At 73.9% G+C, this 17,550-nt stretch carries 17 protein-coding genes and 1 riboswitch; of the genes, 8 read left to right on the top strand and 9 right to left on the bottom strand.

What is annotated here, in order from left to right:
* Positions 1 to 372: 372 nt before the first annotated feature.
* The 3 genes from SCWH03_RS06185 to SCWH03_RS06175 all read right to left on the bottom strand — a co-directional run bounded on the left by SCWH03_RS06185 (position 373) and on the right by SCWH03_RS06175 (position 2,835).
* On the bottom strand, positions 373 to 738 hold the full coding sequence (locus tag SCWH03_RS06185; RefSeq protein WP_173263080.1) for an Rv2175c family DNA-binding protein: 366 nt from the start codon (positions 736 to 738) through the stop codon (positions 373 to 375).
* A gap of 485 nt (positions 739 to 1,223) precedes the next feature.
* Positions 1,224 to 2,408 carry an NAD(P)/FAD-dependent oxidoreductase gene (locus SCWH03_RS06180; protein WP_254076611.1) on the bottom strand — a complete coding sequence of 395 codons (1,185 nt, stop codon included), beginning with the start codon at positions 2,406 to 2,408 and terminating at the stop codon, positions 1,224 to 1,226.
* Positions 2,409 to 2,493: 85 nt separating this feature from the next.
* Positions 2,494 to 2,835, bottom strand: a complete 342-nt coding sequence (locus tag SCWH03_RS06175) for an avidin-fold protein (RefSeq protein ID WP_173263074.1) — start codon at positions 2,833 to 2,835, stop codon at positions 2,494 to 2,496.
* A 52-nt stretch (positions 2,836 to 2,887) separates the two neighbouring features.
* A riboswitch (TPP riboswitch) is annotated at positions 2,888 to 3,000 on the top strand.
* On the opposite strand from SCWH03_RS06175, the gene thiO reads away from it, so the two are divergent.
* The 5 genes from thiO to SCWH03_RS06150 all read left to right on the top strand — a co-directional run bounded on the left by thiO (position 2,998) and on the right by SCWH03_RS06150 (position 8,325).
* Positions 2,998 to 4,173, top strand: coding sequence for a glycine oxidase ThiO (gene thiO / locus SCWH03_RS06170; protein ID WP_173263071.1), 1,176 nt, complete (start codon positions 2,998 to 3,000; stop codon positions 4,171 to 4,173). (Overlaps the previous riboswitch by 3 nt.)
* A gap of 119 nt (positions 4,174 to 4,292) precedes the next feature.
* Complete coding sequence (gene thiS / locus SCWH03_RS06165) at positions 4,293 to 4,487, top strand: sulfur carrier protein ThiS (protein WP_173263068.1); 195 nt, start codon at positions 4,293 to 4,295, stop codon at positions 4,485 to 4,487.
* Positions 4,488 to 4,492: 5 nt separating this feature from the next.
* The gene (locus tag SCWH03_RS06160) at positions 4,493 to 5,290 is read left to right on the top strand and encodes a thiazole synthase (protein ID WP_173263065.1); all 798 of its coding nucleotides are present in this window, start codon (positions 4,493 to 4,495) and stop codon (positions 5,288 to 5,290) included.
* A gap of 241 nt (positions 5,291 to 5,531) precedes the next feature.
* Complete coding sequence (gene pknB, locus SCWH03_RS06155) at positions 5,532 to 7,457, top strand: Stk1 family PASTA domain-containing Ser/Thr kinase (RefSeq protein ID WP_173263063.1); 1,926 nt, start codon at positions 5,532 to 5,534, stop codon at positions 7,455 to 7,457.
* Positions 7,458 to 7,461: 4 nt separating this feature from the next.
* Positions 7,462 to 8,325 (top strand): deoxyribonuclease IV, encoded by an 864-nt coding sequence (locus tag SCWH03_RS06150; protein WP_173263060.1) that lies wholly within the window; start codon positions 7,462 to 7,464, stop codon positions 8,323 to 8,325.
* Between the two features lie 186 nt (positions 8,326 to 8,511).
* On the opposite strand, the gene SCWH03_RS06145 is transcribed toward SCWH03_RS06150, so the two are convergent.
* Complete coding sequence (locus SCWH03_RS06145; RefSeq protein ID WP_173263057.1) at positions 8,512 to 9,144, bottom strand: sulfite oxidase-like oxidoreductase; 633 nt, start codon at positions 9,142 to 9,144, stop codon at positions 8,512 to 8,514.
* A 156-nt stretch (positions 9,145 to 9,300) separates the two neighbouring features.
* Between SCWH03_RS06145 and bfr the strand changes: the two genes are divergently transcribed.
* Positions 9,301 to 9,780 carry a bacterioferritin gene (gene bfr / locus SCWH03_RS06140; protein ID WP_173263054.1) on the top strand — a complete coding sequence of 160 codons (480 nt, stop codon included), beginning with the start codon at positions 9,301 to 9,303 and terminating at the stop codon, positions 9,778 to 9,780.
* Between the two features lie 64 nt (positions 9,781 to 9,844).
* Here bfr and SCWH03_RS06135 read toward each other — a convergent pair whose 3' ends face one another.
* Entirely contained in the window at positions 9,845 to 10,123 is a 279-nt protein-coding gene (locus SCWH03_RS06135; RefSeq protein WP_173263362.1) for a (2Fe-2S)-binding protein, read from the bottom strand.
* A gap of 209 nt (positions 10,124 to 10,332) precedes the next feature.
* Positions 10,333 to 11,685 (bottom strand): class II 3-deoxy-7-phosphoheptulonate synthase, encoded by a 1,353-nt coding sequence (locus SCWH03_RS06130; protein WP_173263051.1) that lies wholly within the window; start codon positions 11,683 to 11,685, stop codon positions 10,333 to 10,335.
* Positions 11,686 to 11,870: 185 nt separating this feature from the next.
* On the opposite strand from SCWH03_RS06130, the gene SCWH03_RS29825 reads away from it, so the two are divergent.
* Both SCWH03_RS29825 and SCWH03_RS06120 read left to right on the top strand, forming a co-directional pair.
* Positions 11,871 to 11,936, top strand: coding sequence for a trp operon leader peptide (locus SCWH03_RS29825; RefSeq protein WP_371872625.1), 66 nt, complete (start codon positions 11,871 to 11,873; stop codon positions 11,934 to 11,936).
* A 103-nt stretch (positions 11,937 to 12,039) separates the two neighbouring features.
* The gene (locus SCWH03_RS06120) at positions 12,040 to 13,977 is read left to right on the top strand and encodes an anthranilate synthase family protein (protein WP_173263046.1); all 1,938 of its coding nucleotides are present in this window, start codon (positions 12,040 to 12,042) and stop codon (positions 13,975 to 13,977) included.
* A gap of 390 nt (positions 13,978 to 14,367) precedes the next feature.
* Here SCWH03_RS06120 and SCWH03_RS06115 read toward each other — a convergent pair whose 3' ends face one another.
* The 3 genes from SCWH03_RS06115 to macS form a co-directional block, all read right to left on the bottom strand.
* Positions 14,368 to 15,396 (bottom strand): 6-phosphofructokinase, encoded by a 1,029-nt coding sequence (locus tag SCWH03_RS06115; RefSeq protein WP_173263043.1) that lies wholly within the window; start codon positions 15,394 to 15,396, stop codon positions 14,368 to 14,370.
* 176 nt (positions 15,397 to 15,572) lie between these two features.
* Positions 15,573 to 16,262 (bottom strand): response regulator, encoded by a 690-nt coding sequence (locus SCWH03_RS06110; protein ID WP_173263040.1) that lies wholly within the window; start codon positions 16,260 to 16,262, stop codon positions 15,573 to 15,575.
* The gene (gene macS, locus SCWH03_RS06105; protein ID WP_173263037.1) at positions 16,259 to 17,539 is read right to left on the bottom strand and encodes a MacS family sensor histidine kinase; all 1,281 of its coding nucleotides are present in this window, start codon (positions 17,537 to 17,539) and stop codon (positions 16,259 to 16,261) included. The genes SCWH03_RS06110 and macS overlap by 4 nt, the downstream gene beginning before the upstream one ends.
* Positions 17,540 to 17,550 lie beyond the last annotated feature (11 nt).

The raw sequence follows: 17,550 nt of genomic DNA, 5'->3' as shown, positions 1-17,550 counted from the left end.
CGGGCACCGGCGCCGGACGGCCCGGCACCGGTGCCCGCCCCTCGTCGGAATCGGTGCGCGCACCGCGTCGGAATCGGTGTGCCGGGACGCCGGCGGTGCGCCTGCGGTGCGCCGGCACGTGGTGGCGAAAGGAGCTCCGAGCCCCCGGGGCGTGGCCCCCGGCATCCGGCTTTCGCGCGACCGCGAGGCGGAGGGCCGCCTTCGCACCGGACGCACTCGGACACCTCCGGACAACGCGGCGCGGGGACGCCTCCCGTGGCCGAAGGGCCCCGGGAGAGTGCGCTGCCCGGCGTCGCGCGCCGGGAGGGACCTGTGCAACACGCCCCAGAGACCCGTACTTCGCAGGCCCAGGAGGCCGTCAGACGGTAGCCGTCAGACGGCGAGCGCCTGGGCCCGGCGCTTCACCTCCGTGCCGCGATTCTCGCCGAGCGCCTCCGCCGGGGTCCCCGGCAGGCTGGGGTCCGGAGTGAAGAGCCACTCCAGCATCTCCTCGTCGGTGAAGCCGTCGTCCTTGAGGAGCGTCAGGGTGCCGGAGAGGCCCTTGACCACCTTGCCGCCCTTGATGAAGGCGGCGGGCACCTGGAGCGTCCGGTTCTCACCGCGGCGCACGGCGATCAGCTGCCCCTCCTTGACCAGCTGCCGTACGCGGGTCACCTCGACCTCGAGTCTTTCCGCGACGTCGGGCAGGTGGAGCCAGGCGGGGACGAGAGCATCGGTCTTTGCGTCAATCTCGGTCACGGGACCAAGCGTGCCATCCCGGACCGACAGCCGGTAGCCGGGCCCGGTCGGACTGCGGCCTTCGGAGCGACGGTACCGCCCTCCGGGGGACGCACCGCCCGGCCGGCCCCGGCCCCCGGAAGGCCGGAGAGCGGCCTTCGGAGGGCCGGCCCCGCTGCCCCCGCCGGGGCTGCTGCGCTGCGCCGTTCGGCGGACCGCCACGCGCCGTGCCTCCAGGACCTCGCCCGCCCCGGGGCCCGCCCGCTTCCGCGACGCGCCCGGGAGCCCGTATCGGCGCGGTGTGATCACACCGGGTGATCGCGCGGCGGGTCCGGGGCACGGCCACCACCCGGCCGGGGCGGCTCTCACCGAGCGACGCCCCCCGCCACCCCCAGGGCCCCGCCACCCCCAGGGCCCTGCCACGCCCCTCCCGGGGCACGGCCCGGCGGGCCTACCGGACACGGCCCCGCGGGCCCTCCCGGGCACGGACCGGCGGGGGCCGCCGTTCAGAGCACCGCGTCCTTCAGCGGGACGGCCGGGTCGGCGGCGCGCTCCGCGTCGATCCGGGCGCCGACCTCGATGAGCCTGCGCCCCTGGGCGAGATCCCTCGGCCGGCCGACCGCGAGCACGGCGACCAGCACGCCGTCCAGCAGCCACAGCACCGACCAGGAGGGGCCGTCCGGGTCTCCGCGCCGCACGAGGGCGTCGGCGTCGCCGTGGTGTCCCGCGTACTGCACGAACCGGCCGAACTGCTCCGACCAGAAGTACGGCACCGGGTCGTAGATCTCCCCCGGTTCGCCACCCTCCCCCGTGTCAGCGCCGACGATGCCGACCGCGACGGTGCGGGGGCCCTGGAGTGCGTTGTCCCAGTGGTGGACCAGCAGCCTCCGCCCGTAGCGGCCCGACGGGAAGGACGCGCAGTCCCCGACCGCGTACACGTCGGGCAGCGAGGTGCGCAGCCGTTCGTCGGCGGTGACCGAGCCGTCGGGGCCCAGCTCGATGCCGGAACCGGCGAGCCAGCGCGTGGCCGGACGGGCGCCGATGCCGACGACGACGGCGTCCGCCGGCAGCCGCCGGCCGCCCTCGACGACCACCGCGCCGCGCTCGACGGCGGCGACCCGCGCACCGGTGAGCAGTTCGGCGCCGGCCTCGGCGTACCACCGTGTCATCGGGGCCGTGACCTCGGCCGGCAGGGCTCCCGGCAGCGGGCGGTCGGCGGCCTCCACGACGGCGACCTCACAGCCCGCCTCGCGGGCGGCGGTGGCGAACTCGGCGCCGATCCAGCCCGCGCCGACGACCACGATGCGGTGGCGCCGCGCCAGCACCGGGCGCAGCCGCTGCGCGTCGTCGAGGGTCCGCAGCAGATGGACCCCGGGGACGCCCTCGGCACCGGGGAGAGTGATCGGCTCCGCTCCGGTGGCGATGACGAGGACGTCGTACGGGACGGGCCCGGCCGGCGTGTCGAGCGTGTGCTCCCCGGCACGCAGGGCGCCTGCCTCCCGTCCGAGCCGGAGGTCGACGGACAGCGCGTCGAAGTCGACGTCGAAGGCCGAGTGCTCCGCGTTCCCGAGCAGGACGGCCTTGGACAACGGGGGCCGGTCGTAGGGCTGGTGCGGTTCGGCGCCGATAAGGCCGATGGCACCGGTGAAACCCTGTTCGCGCAGGGCCACGGCGGTCTGCACCCCGGCCATGCCCGCCCCGACGACGACGACACGGCGGACCGGCGCCGTCTGCTCGTTCTCACTCACCCGTCCACCCTAACCAGCTGACGACACGTCAGTACGGCAGTTGCTCCACGACGCTCGTGCCGCGTCCCTGCCGGGACTCCCACTCCCAGGCCTCCTCCAGCCGCACCCGACCGTCGGGGAGTTCGACCACCGTGGACACGCAGTGCCCGGAAGCCGTCGTCCCGTCCCGCCTCAGCTGCACATAGCGGAAGTCCAGCCGGTCCCCCTCGCGGGTGCCGACGAGATGGCCGCGGACCACGTCCCCGCCGGCGTACTCGGCCCAGACGCGGCCCCGCTCCTCGTGGTAGGCGAACCGCGTACGGGTGCCGACCCGGCCGGGCCCCTGGTCGGCCACGGGGGCGAGGACGAGTCCTTCGAGCGAGCGGGCCACGGTGGCGGCTCCCTTACGGGCGATCGGCGACGGCGGTTAGGCTGGCCACCGTACTGCCACTCGCGGGAGCCCGGAGCACCGGGCTGAGAGGGAGGCTGGCGCTGCCTCCGACCGTACGAACCTGATCCGGGTCATGCCGGCGAAGGGAGGGTCCGGACGCGCATGCATCCAGGACATTCATCAGCGCGGTCCGCCGACGTCCTCGTCATCGGCGGCGGCGTCATCGGCCTCGTCACCGCCTGGCGGGCGGCGCAGCGCGGGCTGCGGACCGCACTCGCCGACCCCGAGCCGGGCGGCGGGGCCGCGCAGGTCGCGGCGGGCATGCTGGCGGCCGTCACGGAACTCCACTACGGCGAGGAGACGCTGCTCGGGCTGAACCTCGCCTCCGCGGGCCGCTATCCGGGGTTCGCCGCCGAACTCGGTGAGGCGAGCGGACAGGACACCGGCTACCGCTCCTGCGGGACGCTCGCCGTGGCACTCGACGCGGACGACCGGGCGCACCTGCGCGAACTGCACGCGCTGCAGCGGCGCTTCGGCCTGCAGTCCGAGTGGCTCACCGGGCGGGAGTGCCGGCGCCTCGAGCCCCTGCTGGCGCCGGGGGTGCGCGGCGGGCTGCGGGTGGACGGCGACCACCAGGTCGACCCCCGCCGGCTGACCAGGGCGCTGGTGGTGGCATGCGAACGGGCCGGCGTGGTCTTCCACCGGCGGTGGGCGGAACGGCTGTCGGTCGTACGGGACCGGGCCGCCGGGGCCGTACTGACCGGCGGCGCCACGGTCGCTGCCGACCAGGTCGTGCTGGCCGCCGGCAGCCTCAGCGGCCGGCTGGCGGGCGTGCCCGCGCAGGCGCTGCCCCCGGTGCGTCCCGTCAAGGGGCAGGTGCTGCGGCTGCGGGTGCCGTCCGAGTACGCCCCGTTCCTGTCCCGGACGGTCCGGGCCGTGGTACGCGGCAGCCACGTCTACCTCGTACCGCGGGAGAACGGCGAACTCGTGGTGGGGGCGACCAGCGAGGAGCTGGGCTGGGACACCGCGGTCACCGCGGGCGGGGTGTACCGGCTGCTGCGCGACGCGCATGAGCTGGTGCCCGGCATCACCGAGCTTCCGCTGACCGAGACCCGGGCCGGGCTGCGCCCGGGCTCACCGGACAACGCCCCGCTGCTCGGCCCCTCGGAGCTGCCCGGTCTGCTGCTCGCCACCGGCCACTACCGCAACGGCGTCCTGCTCGCCCCGGTGACCGGCGATGCCCTCGCGCATGCCCTCGTCACCGGTGAGCTGCCGGACGAGGCCCGTCCCTTCACCCCGCGCCGTTTCTCCCCCGCCCAGCAGAAGGTGTCCGCATGACCTCTCCCTCTTCCTCGCGAAGTTCCTCGCGAAGTTCCTCGCGAAGTTCCTCTCCGGCTTCCCCCTCCTCCCCGGCTTCCACCACTTCTCCGAGCTCCGCTCCGGCCTCCACGCACACCGTGTCCGTCAACGGCCAGCCGCGCGCCGTCACGGTGGGCACCACGCTCGACACGCTGGTGACCACGCTCACCACCGCCCCCTCCGGGGTCGCGGCCGCCGTCAACGAGACCGTCGTCCCCCGTTCCCAGTGGCCGGGGACGCTGCTCGGCGAGGGCGACCGCGTCGAGGTGCTCACCGCGGTGCAGGGGGGCTGACCGGTATGGCCGACGACCGCTTCGTACTGGGCGGGGTGGAGTTCTCGTCCCGGCTGATCATGGGCACGGGCGGGGCGCCCAGCCTCGACGTGCTGGAACGCGCGCTGGTGGCCAGCGGCACCGAGCTGACCACGGTCGCGATGCGCCGCCTCGACCCGACCGTGCAGGGGTCGGTGCTGTCCGTGCTGGACCGCCTCGGCGTCCAGGTGCTCCCGAACACCGCGGGCTGCTTCACCGCGGGCGAGGCCGTGCTGACCGCTCGGCTGGCCAGGGAAGCGCTCGGGACGTCCTGGATCAAACTGGAGGTGGTGGCGGACGAGCGGACGCTGCTGCCCGATCCGGTCGAGCTGCTGGAAGCGGCGGAGGTGCTGGTGGACGACGGCTTCGTGGTGCTGCCGTACACCAGCGACGACCCGGTGCTGGCGCGGCGGCTGGAGAACGCGGGATGCGCGGCGATCATGCCGCTCGGCTCCCCGATCGGCTCCGGGCTCGGTATCCGCAACCCGCACAACTTCCGCCTGATCGTCGAGCGGGCACGCGTCCCGGTGATCCTGGACGCGGGCGCCGGCACGGCGTCGGACGCGGCGCTGGCGATGGAGCTGGGGTGCTCGGCGGTGATGCTGGCCTCCGCGGTCACCCGCGCGCAGGAACCGGTCCTGATGGCCGGGGCCATGCGGCACGCGGTCGAGGCGGGTCGGCTGGCGCATCGAGCGGGCCGTATCCCACGCCGCCACTTCGCCGAGGCGTCGTCCCCGGCCGAAGGCCGGGCGGCGCTGGACCCGGAGCGCCCCGCTTTCGGGTGACGGCGCGCATCCCGCGGGCGGGGCCGGCCCTCCCGGCCCCGCCCGCGGCGCCGCCCGGCCCGCCCCCGGCACCCGGCCTCCGCCCGGCTTCCCGGCCTCCGGCCCGCTCCACCATGCCCGGCCCGGCCCCCGGCCCCCGGCCCTCGTCCGTGCCCGTCCCTGCGATGACGCACGTCACAGGTCCGCTCCAGCTCCGGCGGCCGGGGCCGGGCCGGGTGTCCGGGCTCGTAGACTCGCCTGCGTGGACACGACCCTTCAGGACCCTCTCGTCGGGCAGGTGCTCGACGGCCGCTACCGCGTCGACGCGCGTATCGCCGTCGGCGGGATGGCCACGGTCTACCGGGCCGTGGACACCCGGCTCGACCGGCTGACCGCCCTCAAGGTGATGCACCCGGCGCTCGCGGCGGACGCCTCCTTCGTCGAGCGCTTCATCCGCGAGGCGAAGTCCGTGGCACGCCTTTCCCACCCGAACGTGGTGGGCGTGTACGACCAGGGGGCCCAGGGCGCGTACGTCTATCTGGCGATGGAGTACGTGGCCGGATGCACCCTCCGCGACGTGCTCCGCGAGCGGGGGGCACTCCGGCCGCGGGCGGCGCTGGACATCCTGGAGCCCGTGCTGGCCGCGCTCGGCGCCGCGCACCGGACCGGGTTCGTCCACCGGGACATGAAGCCCGAGAACGTCCTGATCGGGGACGACGGACGGGTCAAGGTCGCCGACTTCGGCCTGGTCCGGGCCGTGGGCTCGGTGACCAGCAGCACGGGATCACTGCTCGGCACCGTCTCGTACCTCGCTCCGGAGCAGATCGAGTCCGGCACCGCCGACACCCGCGCCGACGTCTACGCCTGCGGAGTCGTCCTCTACGAGATGCTCACCGGCGCAAAGCCGCACTCGGGCGACACCCCGGCCCAGGTGCTCTACCGGCACCTGGGCGAGGATGTACCCCCGCCGTCGGCCGCCGTGCCCGGGCTCGCCCCGGAGCTGGACGGCCTGGTGGCGGCCGCGACGGCCCGTGCCCCCGAATCGCGCCCGGGCGACGCCGTCGCCCTGCTCGGCCTGACCCGCGAGGCCCGTGCCGCGCTCGGCGACAACCAACTCGACTCCGAGCCGCCGCAGGCCCGGACGCCGGCCGCGGCGACCGCCGCCGGCTCCGAGGACCGGACGAGTGTGATAGCGCGGCCGCTGCCCACGGCGGGCGAGGCCGTGGAGCGCACGAGCCGGCTGGAGGCACCCCCGGCCGGCCCCCCGCCGACCCGTCCGGGCGGCCGGCGCCTCCGGGCGCCACGCCGCAGGGCGCTCGCCGCCGTCGTCGCCGTACTGCTCCTGCTGGGCGCGGGCGCGGGCGTCTGGTACATCAGCTCCGGGCAGTTCACCCGGGTGCCCACCGTCCTGGGCCAGACCGAGGCCGTGGCCAGGCAGCGGCTCTCCGCGGCCGGGCTGGGCGTGGAGGCCGTACGGCAGGACTTCAGCGACGCCTACGACCGCGGCACCGTCATGGAGGTGAGCCCCGCCCCCGGGCAGCGCGTCCGGCACGACACCCCGGTCGTCCTCGTCGTCTCGCGCGGCCCCGAGGTCGTGACGGTGCCGGAGCTCGGGGGGCTGACGCTCGCCGACGCCAGGAGCGCCCTCCGCAAGGCCGGTCTGGCCCCGGGTGTGATCACCAGGGAGTTCAGCGACGAGGCGGCCCAGGGCACGGTCGTCGGCTCCGATCCGGCCGCGGGCACCGCACGCCGCCCGGACTCCGCGGTCGCGCTCGTCGTCAGCAAGGGCGCCCCGATCGACGTGCCCGACGTGACCGGCGAGGCCGTCGAGGACGCCACCCGCGCCCTCGAGGACGCCGGACTGAAGGTGCGCGTCTCGCCGGAGCGGGTCCACTCCCCCGAGGACGCGGGAGCCGTCGCCCGGCAGTCCCCGGCGGAGGGCGGACGGGCCGCCGGCGGCGACACGGTCACGCTCACGGTCTCCATGGGGCCGCGGATGGTCGAGGTCCCGGACGTCACCGGGGACTCGGTGGACGACGCCAGGCGCGAGCTGGCGGAGGCGGGCTTCGAGGTCGAGGTCGAGCGGTCCTTCCCGTTCCTCAGCGACACCGTCGGGAGCCAGTCCGTCGAGGGCGGCGGGCGGGCAGCCGAGGGCAGCACGATCACGATCACGACCAAGGGGCTCTAACCAGGTGCGCAATCCAGTCGGCGCCCATGTGCCCGTGGCCGGCGGCCTGGCCGGGACCGGTCTCACGTACGCCCGGGAGATCGAGGCCGAGGCGGTGCAGGTCTTCGTCGCCAACCCCCGGGGATGGGCGACCCCGGCGGGCGACCGCGTGCAGGACGAGCTGTTCCGCGCCGGTACGGCGAGCGCCGGCACACCCGTGTACGTGCACGCGCCGTATCTGATCAACTTCGGCTCCCACAACGCGGTCACCGCCGGGCGGTCCGTGGAGTCGCTTCGCCACTCGCTGCGCCGCGGCCGGGAGATCGGCGCGGCGGGGGTGGTGGTGCACACGGGCTCGGCGACCGGGGGCCGGACCCGCGAAACGGCCCTCGCCCAGGTGCGGGAGCTGCTGCTGCCCCTGCTGGACGAGCTGACGCATGACGACGACCCGTTCCTGCTGCTGGAGCCGACGGCCGGGCAGGGCTCCTCCCTCTGCTCACTGGCCGGGGACCTCGGTCCGTACGTCGAGGCCCTGGACGCCCATCCCAGGCTGGGCGTCTGCCTGGACACCTGCCACGCGTTCGCGGCCGGCCACGACCTCGCGGCGGACGGCGGAGCCGCGCGGACGCTGGATCTCCTCGAGGCGGCGATCGGCCCGGGCCGGCTGAAACTGATCCACGCCAACGACTCCAAGGACGTCGTCGGGGCGCGCAAGGACCGCCACGAGAACATCGGCGCCGGTCACATCGGCGAGGAGGCGTTCCGCGAGCTGATGCGGCACCCGGCGGCGGAGGGTGTGCCGCTGATCATCGAGACGCCGGGCGGCCGGCACGGCAGGGACGCGTACGCGGCCGACGTGGCGCTGCTGAAGCGGCTCCGCGACCGCTGAACCGGACACCCGCAGACGGACACAGACAGACGCAGATCGACACAGACACGCGCAGACGGACACAGACACAGACAGACACAGACCTGCGCAGAACAGCACAGGGGGCACGGGCGGGCAGGACCGGCTCCCCGCCGGACGCGGCCCTACGGCGACCGGCGCCTGCGGAACACGCCCCGCACGAACCCGCTAGAACTCGGGCCCGTCGCCCGGCTCCTCCTGGTAGGAGTAGCGCTGCTCACTCCACGGGTCGCCGATATTGTGGTAGCCCCGCTCCTCCCAGAAGCCCCTGCGGTCGGCCGTCATGTACTCCACCCCGCGCACCCACTTCGGGCCCTTCCAGGCGTACAGGTGCGGGACGATCAGGCGCAGCGGGAAGCCGTGCTCGGCGGTGAGCAGCTCCCCGTCCTTGTGGGTGGCGAAGATCGTGCGCTCGGAAAGGAAGTCGGAGAGGCGGAGGTTGGCGCTGAAACCGTATTCGGCCCAGACCATGACATGGGTGACCGCCGGGGCCGGCGGCGCCAGCCCGACGACCGTGGTGGCGCGCACCCCGCCCCATTCGGCCCCGAGCATGCTGAATTTCGTCACGCAGTGGAGGTCGGCGACGACCGTGGAGAACGGCAGTGCCGAGAACTCCTCGTGGTTCCAGCAGTGCTTGTCGCCGTCGGCGGTGGCACCGAAGACCCGGAACTCCCAGCGGTCCGGCTTGAACCTGGGGACGGGGCCGTAGTGGGTGACCGGCCAGCCGCGCTGAAGGCGCTGCCCCGGAGGCAGCCCGGACTGTGCTGACATCCGGCGTTCCCGGCTCTCCGGCTGACCCATGCCCTCAATGGTGACAGACCGGGAGGGGTGGTCATGACCGGGTCCGGGTCGATTCCGGCAACTCCCACTAAGGGGGCACTTACTGGACGGCGTTCGATCACGGTGCGAGGATGCGCGCATCCTGCCTGAGCCACCCCTGCGGAAGGAGCCGCTGCGATGCGGGGCGATCCCGAGGTCCTGGACTTCCTCAATGAGCAGTTGACCGCCGAGCTCACCGCGATCAACCAGTACTTCCTGCACGCCAAGATGCAGGAGAACTTCGGCTGGACGAAGCTCGCCGCCTACACCCGGGCCGAGTCGTTCGACGAGATGAAGCACGCGGAGGTGCTCACCGACCGCATCCTGTTCCTGGAGGGGCTGCCGAACTACCAGCGGCTGTTCCACGTACGGGTCGGGCAGACGGTGACCGAGATGTTCCAGGCGGACCGGCAGATCGAGGTCGAGGCGATCGACCGGCTGAAGCGCGGCGTCGAGGTCATGCGCGCCAAGGGCGACATCACGTCCGCGAACATCTTCGAGTCGATCCTCGCGGACGAGGAGCACCACATCGACTACCTGGACACCCAGCTGGAACTGGTCGAGAAGCTCGGGGAGCCGCTCTACATCGCCCAGGTCATCGAGCAGCCGGAGTCGTAGCCCCGGGCCCCGTCCGCGCCGCACGGCCACCGGGCAGGGCCCGGGCCGCCTCGCGGCGGGGCGGCTAGGCCGCCTCGCGCAGCCGGCCGGGGGAGACCGCCTCCGCGCCCACCGGGGTCATTTCCTCGGACAGCACGCCGGCGCCGCGCTGCTCCAGCAGCTCACGGCGCGGGCAGGCGCCACGGCCGAGAATGCCCTGGATCCGGCGTACGCAGGAGCCGCAGTCGGTACCGGCCTTGGACACCGAGGCGATCTGGCGGGGGGTGCAGGCACCCGCCTCCGCGTGCTCCTTGACCTGCTTCTCCGTGATGCCGAAGCACGAGCAGACGTACACGCGGTTCACCTCCTGGTGGATCGAGATCGACTGTGGCACCCACCCCGATGATCGGTGAGGCTAACCTAACCTTACCCTCGGCCCGCCGACCGCAAAAGCCCGGGTACGGCTGTGGGGCGTGGATCACACGGATCCACGCCCCACAGCCGTACCCGGCACCTGGCCGGTGACCTCACCGGCCCCGTCACCGGTTCCCTACCGGCTGCCTGTCTGTCCCGTCACTGGTCGCGGTACATCTCCGCGACCAGGAACGCCAGGTCCAGCGACTGGCTGCGGTTCAGCCGGGGGTCGCACGCCGTCTCGTAGCGCTGGTGCAGATCGTCGACGAAGATCTCGTCCCCGCCGCCCACGCACTCGGTGACGTCGTCGCCGGTCAGCTCGACGTGGATGCCGCCCGGGTGGGTGCCCAGCTCCTTGTGGACCTCGAAGAAGCCCTTGACCTCGTCGAGCACGTCGTCGAAGCGGCGGGTCTTGTGGCCGGACGCCGCCTCGAAGGTGTTGCCGTGCATCGGGTCGGTCACCCAGGCGACGGTGGCACCGGAGGCGGTGACCTTCTCCACCAGCTCGGGAAGCCGGTCCCTGACCTTGTCGGCGCCCATCCGGACGATGAAGGTCAGCCGGCCGGGCTCGCGGTCCGGGTCCAGCCTCTCGACGTACTGCAGCGCCTCGTCGACCGTCGTCGTCGGGCCGAGCTTCACCCCGATGGGGTTGCGGATCCTCGAGGCGAACTCGATGTGCGCACCGTCCATCTGGCGGGTGCGCTCGCCGATCCACACCATGTGGCCCGAGACGTCGTACAGATCGCCGGTACGCGAGTCGACCCGGGTGAGGGCCGACTCGTAGTCCATGAGCAGCGCCTCGTGGGAGGCGTAGAACTCGACGGTGCGGAACTCCGCCGGGTCCGTGCCGCAGGCCTTCATGAAGTTCAGCGCGTTGTCGATCTCGCGGGCGAGCTGCTCGTAGCGCTGTCCCGACGGGGACGACTTCACGAAGTCCTGGTTCCAGGCGTGCACCTGGCGCAGGTCGGCGTAGCCACCGGTGGTGAAGGCGCGCACCAGGTTCAGCGTCGAGGCCGACGCGTGGTACATCCGCTTCAGCCGCTCCGGGTCCGGCACCCGGGCGGCCTCGGTGAACTCGAAGCCGTTGACCGAGTCGCCCCGGTACGTCGGCAGCGTCACGCCGTCACGGGTCTCCGTCGGCTTCGAACGCGGCTTGGAGTACTGGCCGGCGATCCGGCCGACCTTCACGACCGGGACGGATGCGGCGTACGTGAGCACCGCGCCCATCTGGAGCAGGGTCTTGAGCTTGTTGCGGATGTGGTCGGCGGACACCCCGTCGAAGGCCTCGGCGCAGTCGCCCCCCTGGAGCAGGAACGCCTCGCCCCTGGCAACGGCTCCCATCCGGGCGCGCAGCTGGTCGCACTCGCCCGCGAAGACGAGCGGCGGATACGACTCGAGGTCCGCGATCACATCGCGCAGAGCCTCGGCATCGGGGTACTCGGGCTGCTGCGCCGCGGGAAGGTCTCGCCAGGTGTTGCCACCGGTCTCGGTGGTCTTAGCGTTCACGGTCACCCCGACAACATTACGTGGTCGGTCAGCCGGTCCACGCCGCCGCCCGGAAAGTGAGACGACCGACACCGGAGCCGGAGGGCGGGCGGCGCGAGGGCCGGGATGCCGACCGGCGCGCCGGGTGGGATGACCGGTGGCGTGACGAGTGGCGTGACGGGCGGGGTGACGGGTGGGGTAGGGTTCACGGCATGTTCGCGCAGACGACCCGGAACCGCTGGTGGACCGCTCATCCGGCGGCCCACCGATCCGATTGATCCGATCGCGCGCACAGAGTTTCGCGAAGGCCGCCCGAGGGGCGGCCTTTCCGTTTTCCACGGGCCGTTCCTCCCCTCCCCCCCCCCAGGAAGGAACCCCGCCATGCACGTCCTCGACCGGCTGCTCGCCCCCGGCGCGCCACCGTTCGCCCTGCTGCGCAGGCTCACCCCGGGCCGCGACCACAACACCGTCGAGGTGCTGACCGGCCCGGTCCGGGAGGTCGGGCGGCTCGCCGACATCCCGGTGGGCGAGCGCCCGTCACTGGCCCTGGTGCCGTTCCGGCAGATCCGCGAGCGCGGCTTCGACGTACGCGACGACGGCACCCCGCTGTCCGTGCTGGTCGTCGAGGAGTCCCACGAGCTCCCGCTCGGCGAGGTGCTCGAACGGCTGCCTGCGCACCGGGTGAGCGTCGAGGGGGGCGGCTTCGACGTCGGCGACGAGGAGTACGCGGAGATCGTCCGGCGCGTGGTCGCGGATGAGATCGGACGCGGCGAGGGGGCCGACTTCGTCATCCGCCGCACCTTCACCGGCCGTGTACCGGGCTTCGGCAGGGCGGACGCCCTCGCGCTCTTCCGGCGGCTGCTCGCGGTCGAGCGCGGTGCGTACTGGACGTATGTCGTGCACACCGGGGACGGGCGGCCCCCCGCCGGCCGGCGGAGCGGGGGCGGGGGCGGGGGCGGGCGCACGCTCGTCGGGGCGAGCCCCGAGGTGCACGTCCGGATGTCCGGGGGCACGGTCGTGATGAACCCGATCAGCGGGACGTACCGCTACCCGGCGGGCGGCCCGACGGTCAGCGGGCTGCTGGACTTCCTCTCCGACCGCAAGGAGACCGACGAGCTCTCCATGGTCGTCGACGAGGAGCTCAAGATGATGTGCGCGGTCGGCGACATGGGCGGAGTGGTCGTCGGGCCCCGCCTCCGGGAGATGTCCCATCTCGCGCACACCGAGTACGAGCTGCGGGGGCGGTCCTCGCTGGACGTCCGCGAGGTACTGCGCGAGACGATGTTCGCGGCGACCGTCACCGGCTCGCCGGTACAGAACGCCTGCCGGGTCATCGAGCGCCATGAGCCCCCGGGCCCGGACGGCGGCGGGCGCGGGTACTACGCCGGGGCGCTCGCGCTGCTGGGCACCGAAGCGGGTGGTGCGCAGACCCTCGACTCCCCGATCCTGATCCGTACCGCCGACATCTCCGCGTCGGGCGGGGTGCGGGTGCCGGTCGGCGCGACGCTGGTCCGCGACTCGGACCCGGCGTCCGAGGTGGCGGAGACGCACGCCAAGGCGGCGGGGGTACTGGCCGCGCTGGGGGTCCGTCCGGGGCCCGCGCGCGGTGAGGCGGCGCGGCGGCGGCTGGCGGACGATCCCCGGGTGCGGGCGGCGCTTGACGCGCGCCGGGCGGACCTGGCGCCGTTCTGGCTGCGGATGCAGGCCATGCCGGAGCGGGACCTGGGGCATGCGCTGGTGGTGGACGGCGAGGACACGTTCACCGCGATGCTGGCGCATCTGCTGCGGGGGGCGGGCCTCGACGTGACCGTGCGCCGCTACGACGAGCCGGGGGTGCGGGAGGCGGCGCTGGCCCACGGCGGGCCACTCGTCCTGGGCCCTGGACCGGGCGACCCCTCGGACACGGGGGACCCGAAGATGCGCTTCCTGCGCTCGCTCACCGCGGAACTGCTGCGCGACCACCGGGGCGGGCTCCTGGGGGTCTGCCTGGGACACGAACTGATCGCCGCCGAACTGGGGCTGGCCATCGCCCGCAGGGAGCGGCCGTTCCAGGGAGCCCAGCTGCGGATCGGGCTGTTCGGCGCGGAGGAGACGGTCGGCTTCTACAACAGCTTCACGGCCGTCTGCGACGACGGGTCGGCGGGGGAGCTGGCGCTGCGCGGCGTCGAGCTGAGCCGGTCGGAGTCGGGTGAGGTCCACGCGCTGCGCGGGCCGGGTTTCGCGGGCGTCCAGTTCCACCCGGAGTCGGTGCTGACCCTGCGCGGGCCGGATATCGTGCGCATGCTGCTCGACGCGGTCGTCCCGGAGCCCGCGCCCTGAGCGAGGCCGCGCCCGCGCCCTGGGTGATCCGGGCACCGGGCCGCCCCGGCAGGCACCGGGCCGCGCTCCTGACCGCCTCGGGCCCGCGCGCCCCTGACGGGTACCGGCCCGCCGGGCGCCCGGCGGGCCCCGGGGAGGCTCGTACGGGAGCCCTGGCGGTGCCCTCCGGGGTGGCGCGGCGGCGGACGGCGGGGCGGCGGCGGACGGCAGGGCGGCGCGGGGCGGAAGCGCCGGATGGCCCGGGGGCTCCTGCTGTACAGCTCGGTCCCGGCGTCCGGCGCGGACAGCGCGCCGAGATCCGCCGCCGCCTGCAGTCAGCCGCCCTCCGTCGACCGCCCGGCGCCTACCCGTCCGCCGCCCTCCGCCCGGCCCGCCGCCTGCCGCCTGCCGTCAGCCGAAGAAGACGCCGGCCTCCTCGTAGAGGGCCGGGTCGACCGTCTTCAGTCTCGCCGTGGCGTCGGCGATCGGCACGCGGACGATATCCGTGCCGCGCAGGGCGACCATCTTCCCGTAGTCGCCGTCGCGCACCGCCTCGACCGCGTGCAGGCCGAAGCGGGTCGCCAGCCAGCGGTCGAACGCGCTGGGCGTGCCGCCGCGCTGGACATGGCCCAGTACGGTCGTCCTGGCCTCCTTGCCGGTGCGCCTCTCGATCTCCTTGGCCAGCCACTCGCCGACGCCCGAGAGCCGGACGTGCCCGAAGGAGTCCAGCGTCCCGTCCTTGAGGACCATGTCGCCGTCCCTGGGCATCGCGCCCTCGGCGACCACGACGATCGGCGCGTACGAGGCGCGGAAGCGGGAGGTGACCCAGGCGCAGACCCGGTCCAGGTCGAACCGCTGCTCCGGGATGAGGATGACGTTCGCACCGCCCGCCAGCCCCGAGTGCAGCGCGATCCAGCCCGCGTGACGTCCCATCACCTCGACCACGAGGACCCTCATATGCGACTCCGCCGTGGTGTGCAGCCGGTCGATGGCCTCGGTGGCGATACCGACGGCCGTGTCGAAGCCGAAGGTGTAGTCCGTGGCCGAGAGGTCGTTGTCGATGGTCTTCGGCACGCCCACACACTTGACGCCGTATTCGCCCGAGAGGCGGGCGGCGACCCCGAGGGTGTCCTCGCCGCCGATCGCGATGAGGGACTCCACCTCGTGCTTGGCGAGGTTCTCCCTGATCCGGCGGATCCCGTTCTCCGTCTTGAGGGGGTTGGTCCGCGAGGAGCCGAGGACGGTGCCGCCGCGCGGGAGGATGCCGCGGACCGCGGGGATGTCAAGGCGTACGGTGTCGCCCTCCAGCGGTCCGCGCCAGCCGTCCCGGTAGCCGGTGAACTCGAATCCGTACTCCTGCACGCCCTTGCGGACGATGCCGCGGATCACCGCGTTGAGGCCGGGGCAGTCGCCGCCCCCGGTCAGTACTCCGACCCGCATGGAAGGTCCCTTCGCCGTCGATGGCCGCATTCGACGGCAACGCTAGTGGTGACGCAGGTCACTCCGGCATGGCGCAAAAGGTGAATTCCGGTCAGCGGAACGGTGGTTGGCGTCCGGCGATTCACTCCATCGAGTGGACCGGATACCGAGGCCGGGACAACTGCCCGACCCGGGGTTCAGACGTCGTCGAGGCCGCGCTCGATCGCGTAGCGCACCAGCTCCACCCTGTTGTGCAGCTGGAGCTTGCCCAGGGTGTTCTGCACATGGTTCTGCACCGTGCGGTGCGAGATCACCAGCCGCTCCGCGATCTGCTTGTACGACAGGCCCTTGGCCACCAGACGCAGCACCTCGGTCTCCCGGTCGGTGAGCCGCGGTGCCGAAGGATCGCCCGGTCCCGCCGCGGGCACGGGCTCGCCCGCCAGCCGCCGGTACTCCCCCAGCACCAGCCCCGCGAGGCCGGGGGTGAACACCGGCTCGCCTGCCGCGGTGCGCCGCACGGCGTCGACCAGTTCCTCCGTACTGGCCGACTTCAGCAGATAGCCGGTCGCCCCCGACTTCACCGCCTCCAGCACATCGGCGTGCTCCCCGCTGGCGGAAAGCACCAGGACCCGCAGGGCCGAGTCCGCTCCGACGAGCTCCCGGCACACCCGGACGCCCGGCATCCCCGGCAGGTTGAGGTCCAGCACCAGGACGTCGGGCGCCGCGGCCCTGGCGCGGCGCACCGCCTGCGGACCGTCGCCCGCGGTCGCCACCACCTCGCAGCCGGCCGCGGCCAGATCGCGGGCGACCGCGTCCCGCCACATCGGATGGTCGTCCACGACCATGACCCGCACGGCCCGCAGGACCGCCCCGCTCGTCTCCGTCATCCTCTGGCCTTCCCCCGGGTCCCCCTCGGGACCGTCAACTCGACTTCCGTACCCTGCCCCGGCACCGAGAGCAGCTCCGCGGTGCCGCCGATGTCCCGCAGCCTGCCGCGGATCGAGAGCGCGACACCGAGCCGCCCCTCGCCCTCGGCCTGGGCGAGCCGTCCCTCCGGGATCCCCGGCCCGTCGTCCCGGACCGTGACGATCACCTCGTCCGGCCCGTCCTCGACCAGGATCCACGCCTGCGCACCCTCGCCCGCGTGCCTGCGGACATTGTCCAGTGCGGCACCGACAGCGGCCGCGAGCTCCCCCGCCGTGCGCGCCGGGAGCAGCACCGGGGCGCCCGGCTCGGACAGGGTGACCCGGCTGCCGGGCCGCGGCGCGAGCAGCGGGCGCAGATCCACCGGCGGGCGCGCACCGTCCCGCTCGCCGTCCCGCTCGCCGTCCGGTGCGCCCGCCGCGTCGAGCGCGGCCGGGGCGCCCGGCGCGTCCGGCTCATCGACGAGGCGGACGACCGCGCCCCGCGCCGCGTCCTCCGACACCCTGGACGCGGGGACGAGACCACCGGTCACCAGGGTCCGCAGGGCGACCTCCTGCTCGCCCGCCATCCGGCCGAGTTCCGCGGCCTCGCCCCCGATCGCCGTGCCGCGCCGCTGCACCATGGCCAGCACCTGGAGCACGCCGTCGTGGATGTCGCGGGCCAGCCGCTCCCTCTCCCGGGTCGCCGCCTCGATCTCCAGGGCGCGGGCCAGGGTGCGCTCGGAGGCCCGGGCGACCTCGACGACGTATCCGATGGCGATGGACGCGACCCACACCAGCAGCACGTTGTGGATGGTGTCCCGGCTGGGCTCGCCACGCTCGATGATGTTGGCGACGGCGACCAGGGAGGACGCGAAGCCCGCCCACCGCCAGCCGCCTTTGATCGCGAAGGCGAGCACCGCACCCGCGGTCCAGATCGAGGGCAGGGTGGGGCTGTCGATCTGCTGCGCGTGCGCGTCGGCGAGCGGGGTGAGCAGGATGCCGGTGAGGGCCACGCCGAGATCCGCGCCGAGGAACCGCTTGGTGCAGGCGGCGGCGCTGGCCACCCTCGGGAGCGTCGCCAGCGTCCAGACCGCCATCACGGCGAGGAAGCCGACGGCCACCCAGAGGCGTTCGTACCGCTCGGTGGTGAAGACGAGCAGCAGGATCGCATACCCCGCGGTCAGCACGCGGTACGCGGCCAGCGCGCGCCACAGCGGCAACTCGACCGACATCCTCACGACCCGCTCGCGCCTGGCCATTGCCCCCGATC

Origin of the sequence: Streptomyces pacificus, from assembly GCF_011766325.1 — a bacterium.
Taxonomy (GTDB): domain Bacteria; phylum Actinomycetota; class Actinomycetes; order Streptomycetales; family Streptomycetaceae; genus Streptomyces; species Streptomyces pacificus.
This window is presented reverse-complemented; position numbering and strand designations above follow the sequence as displayed.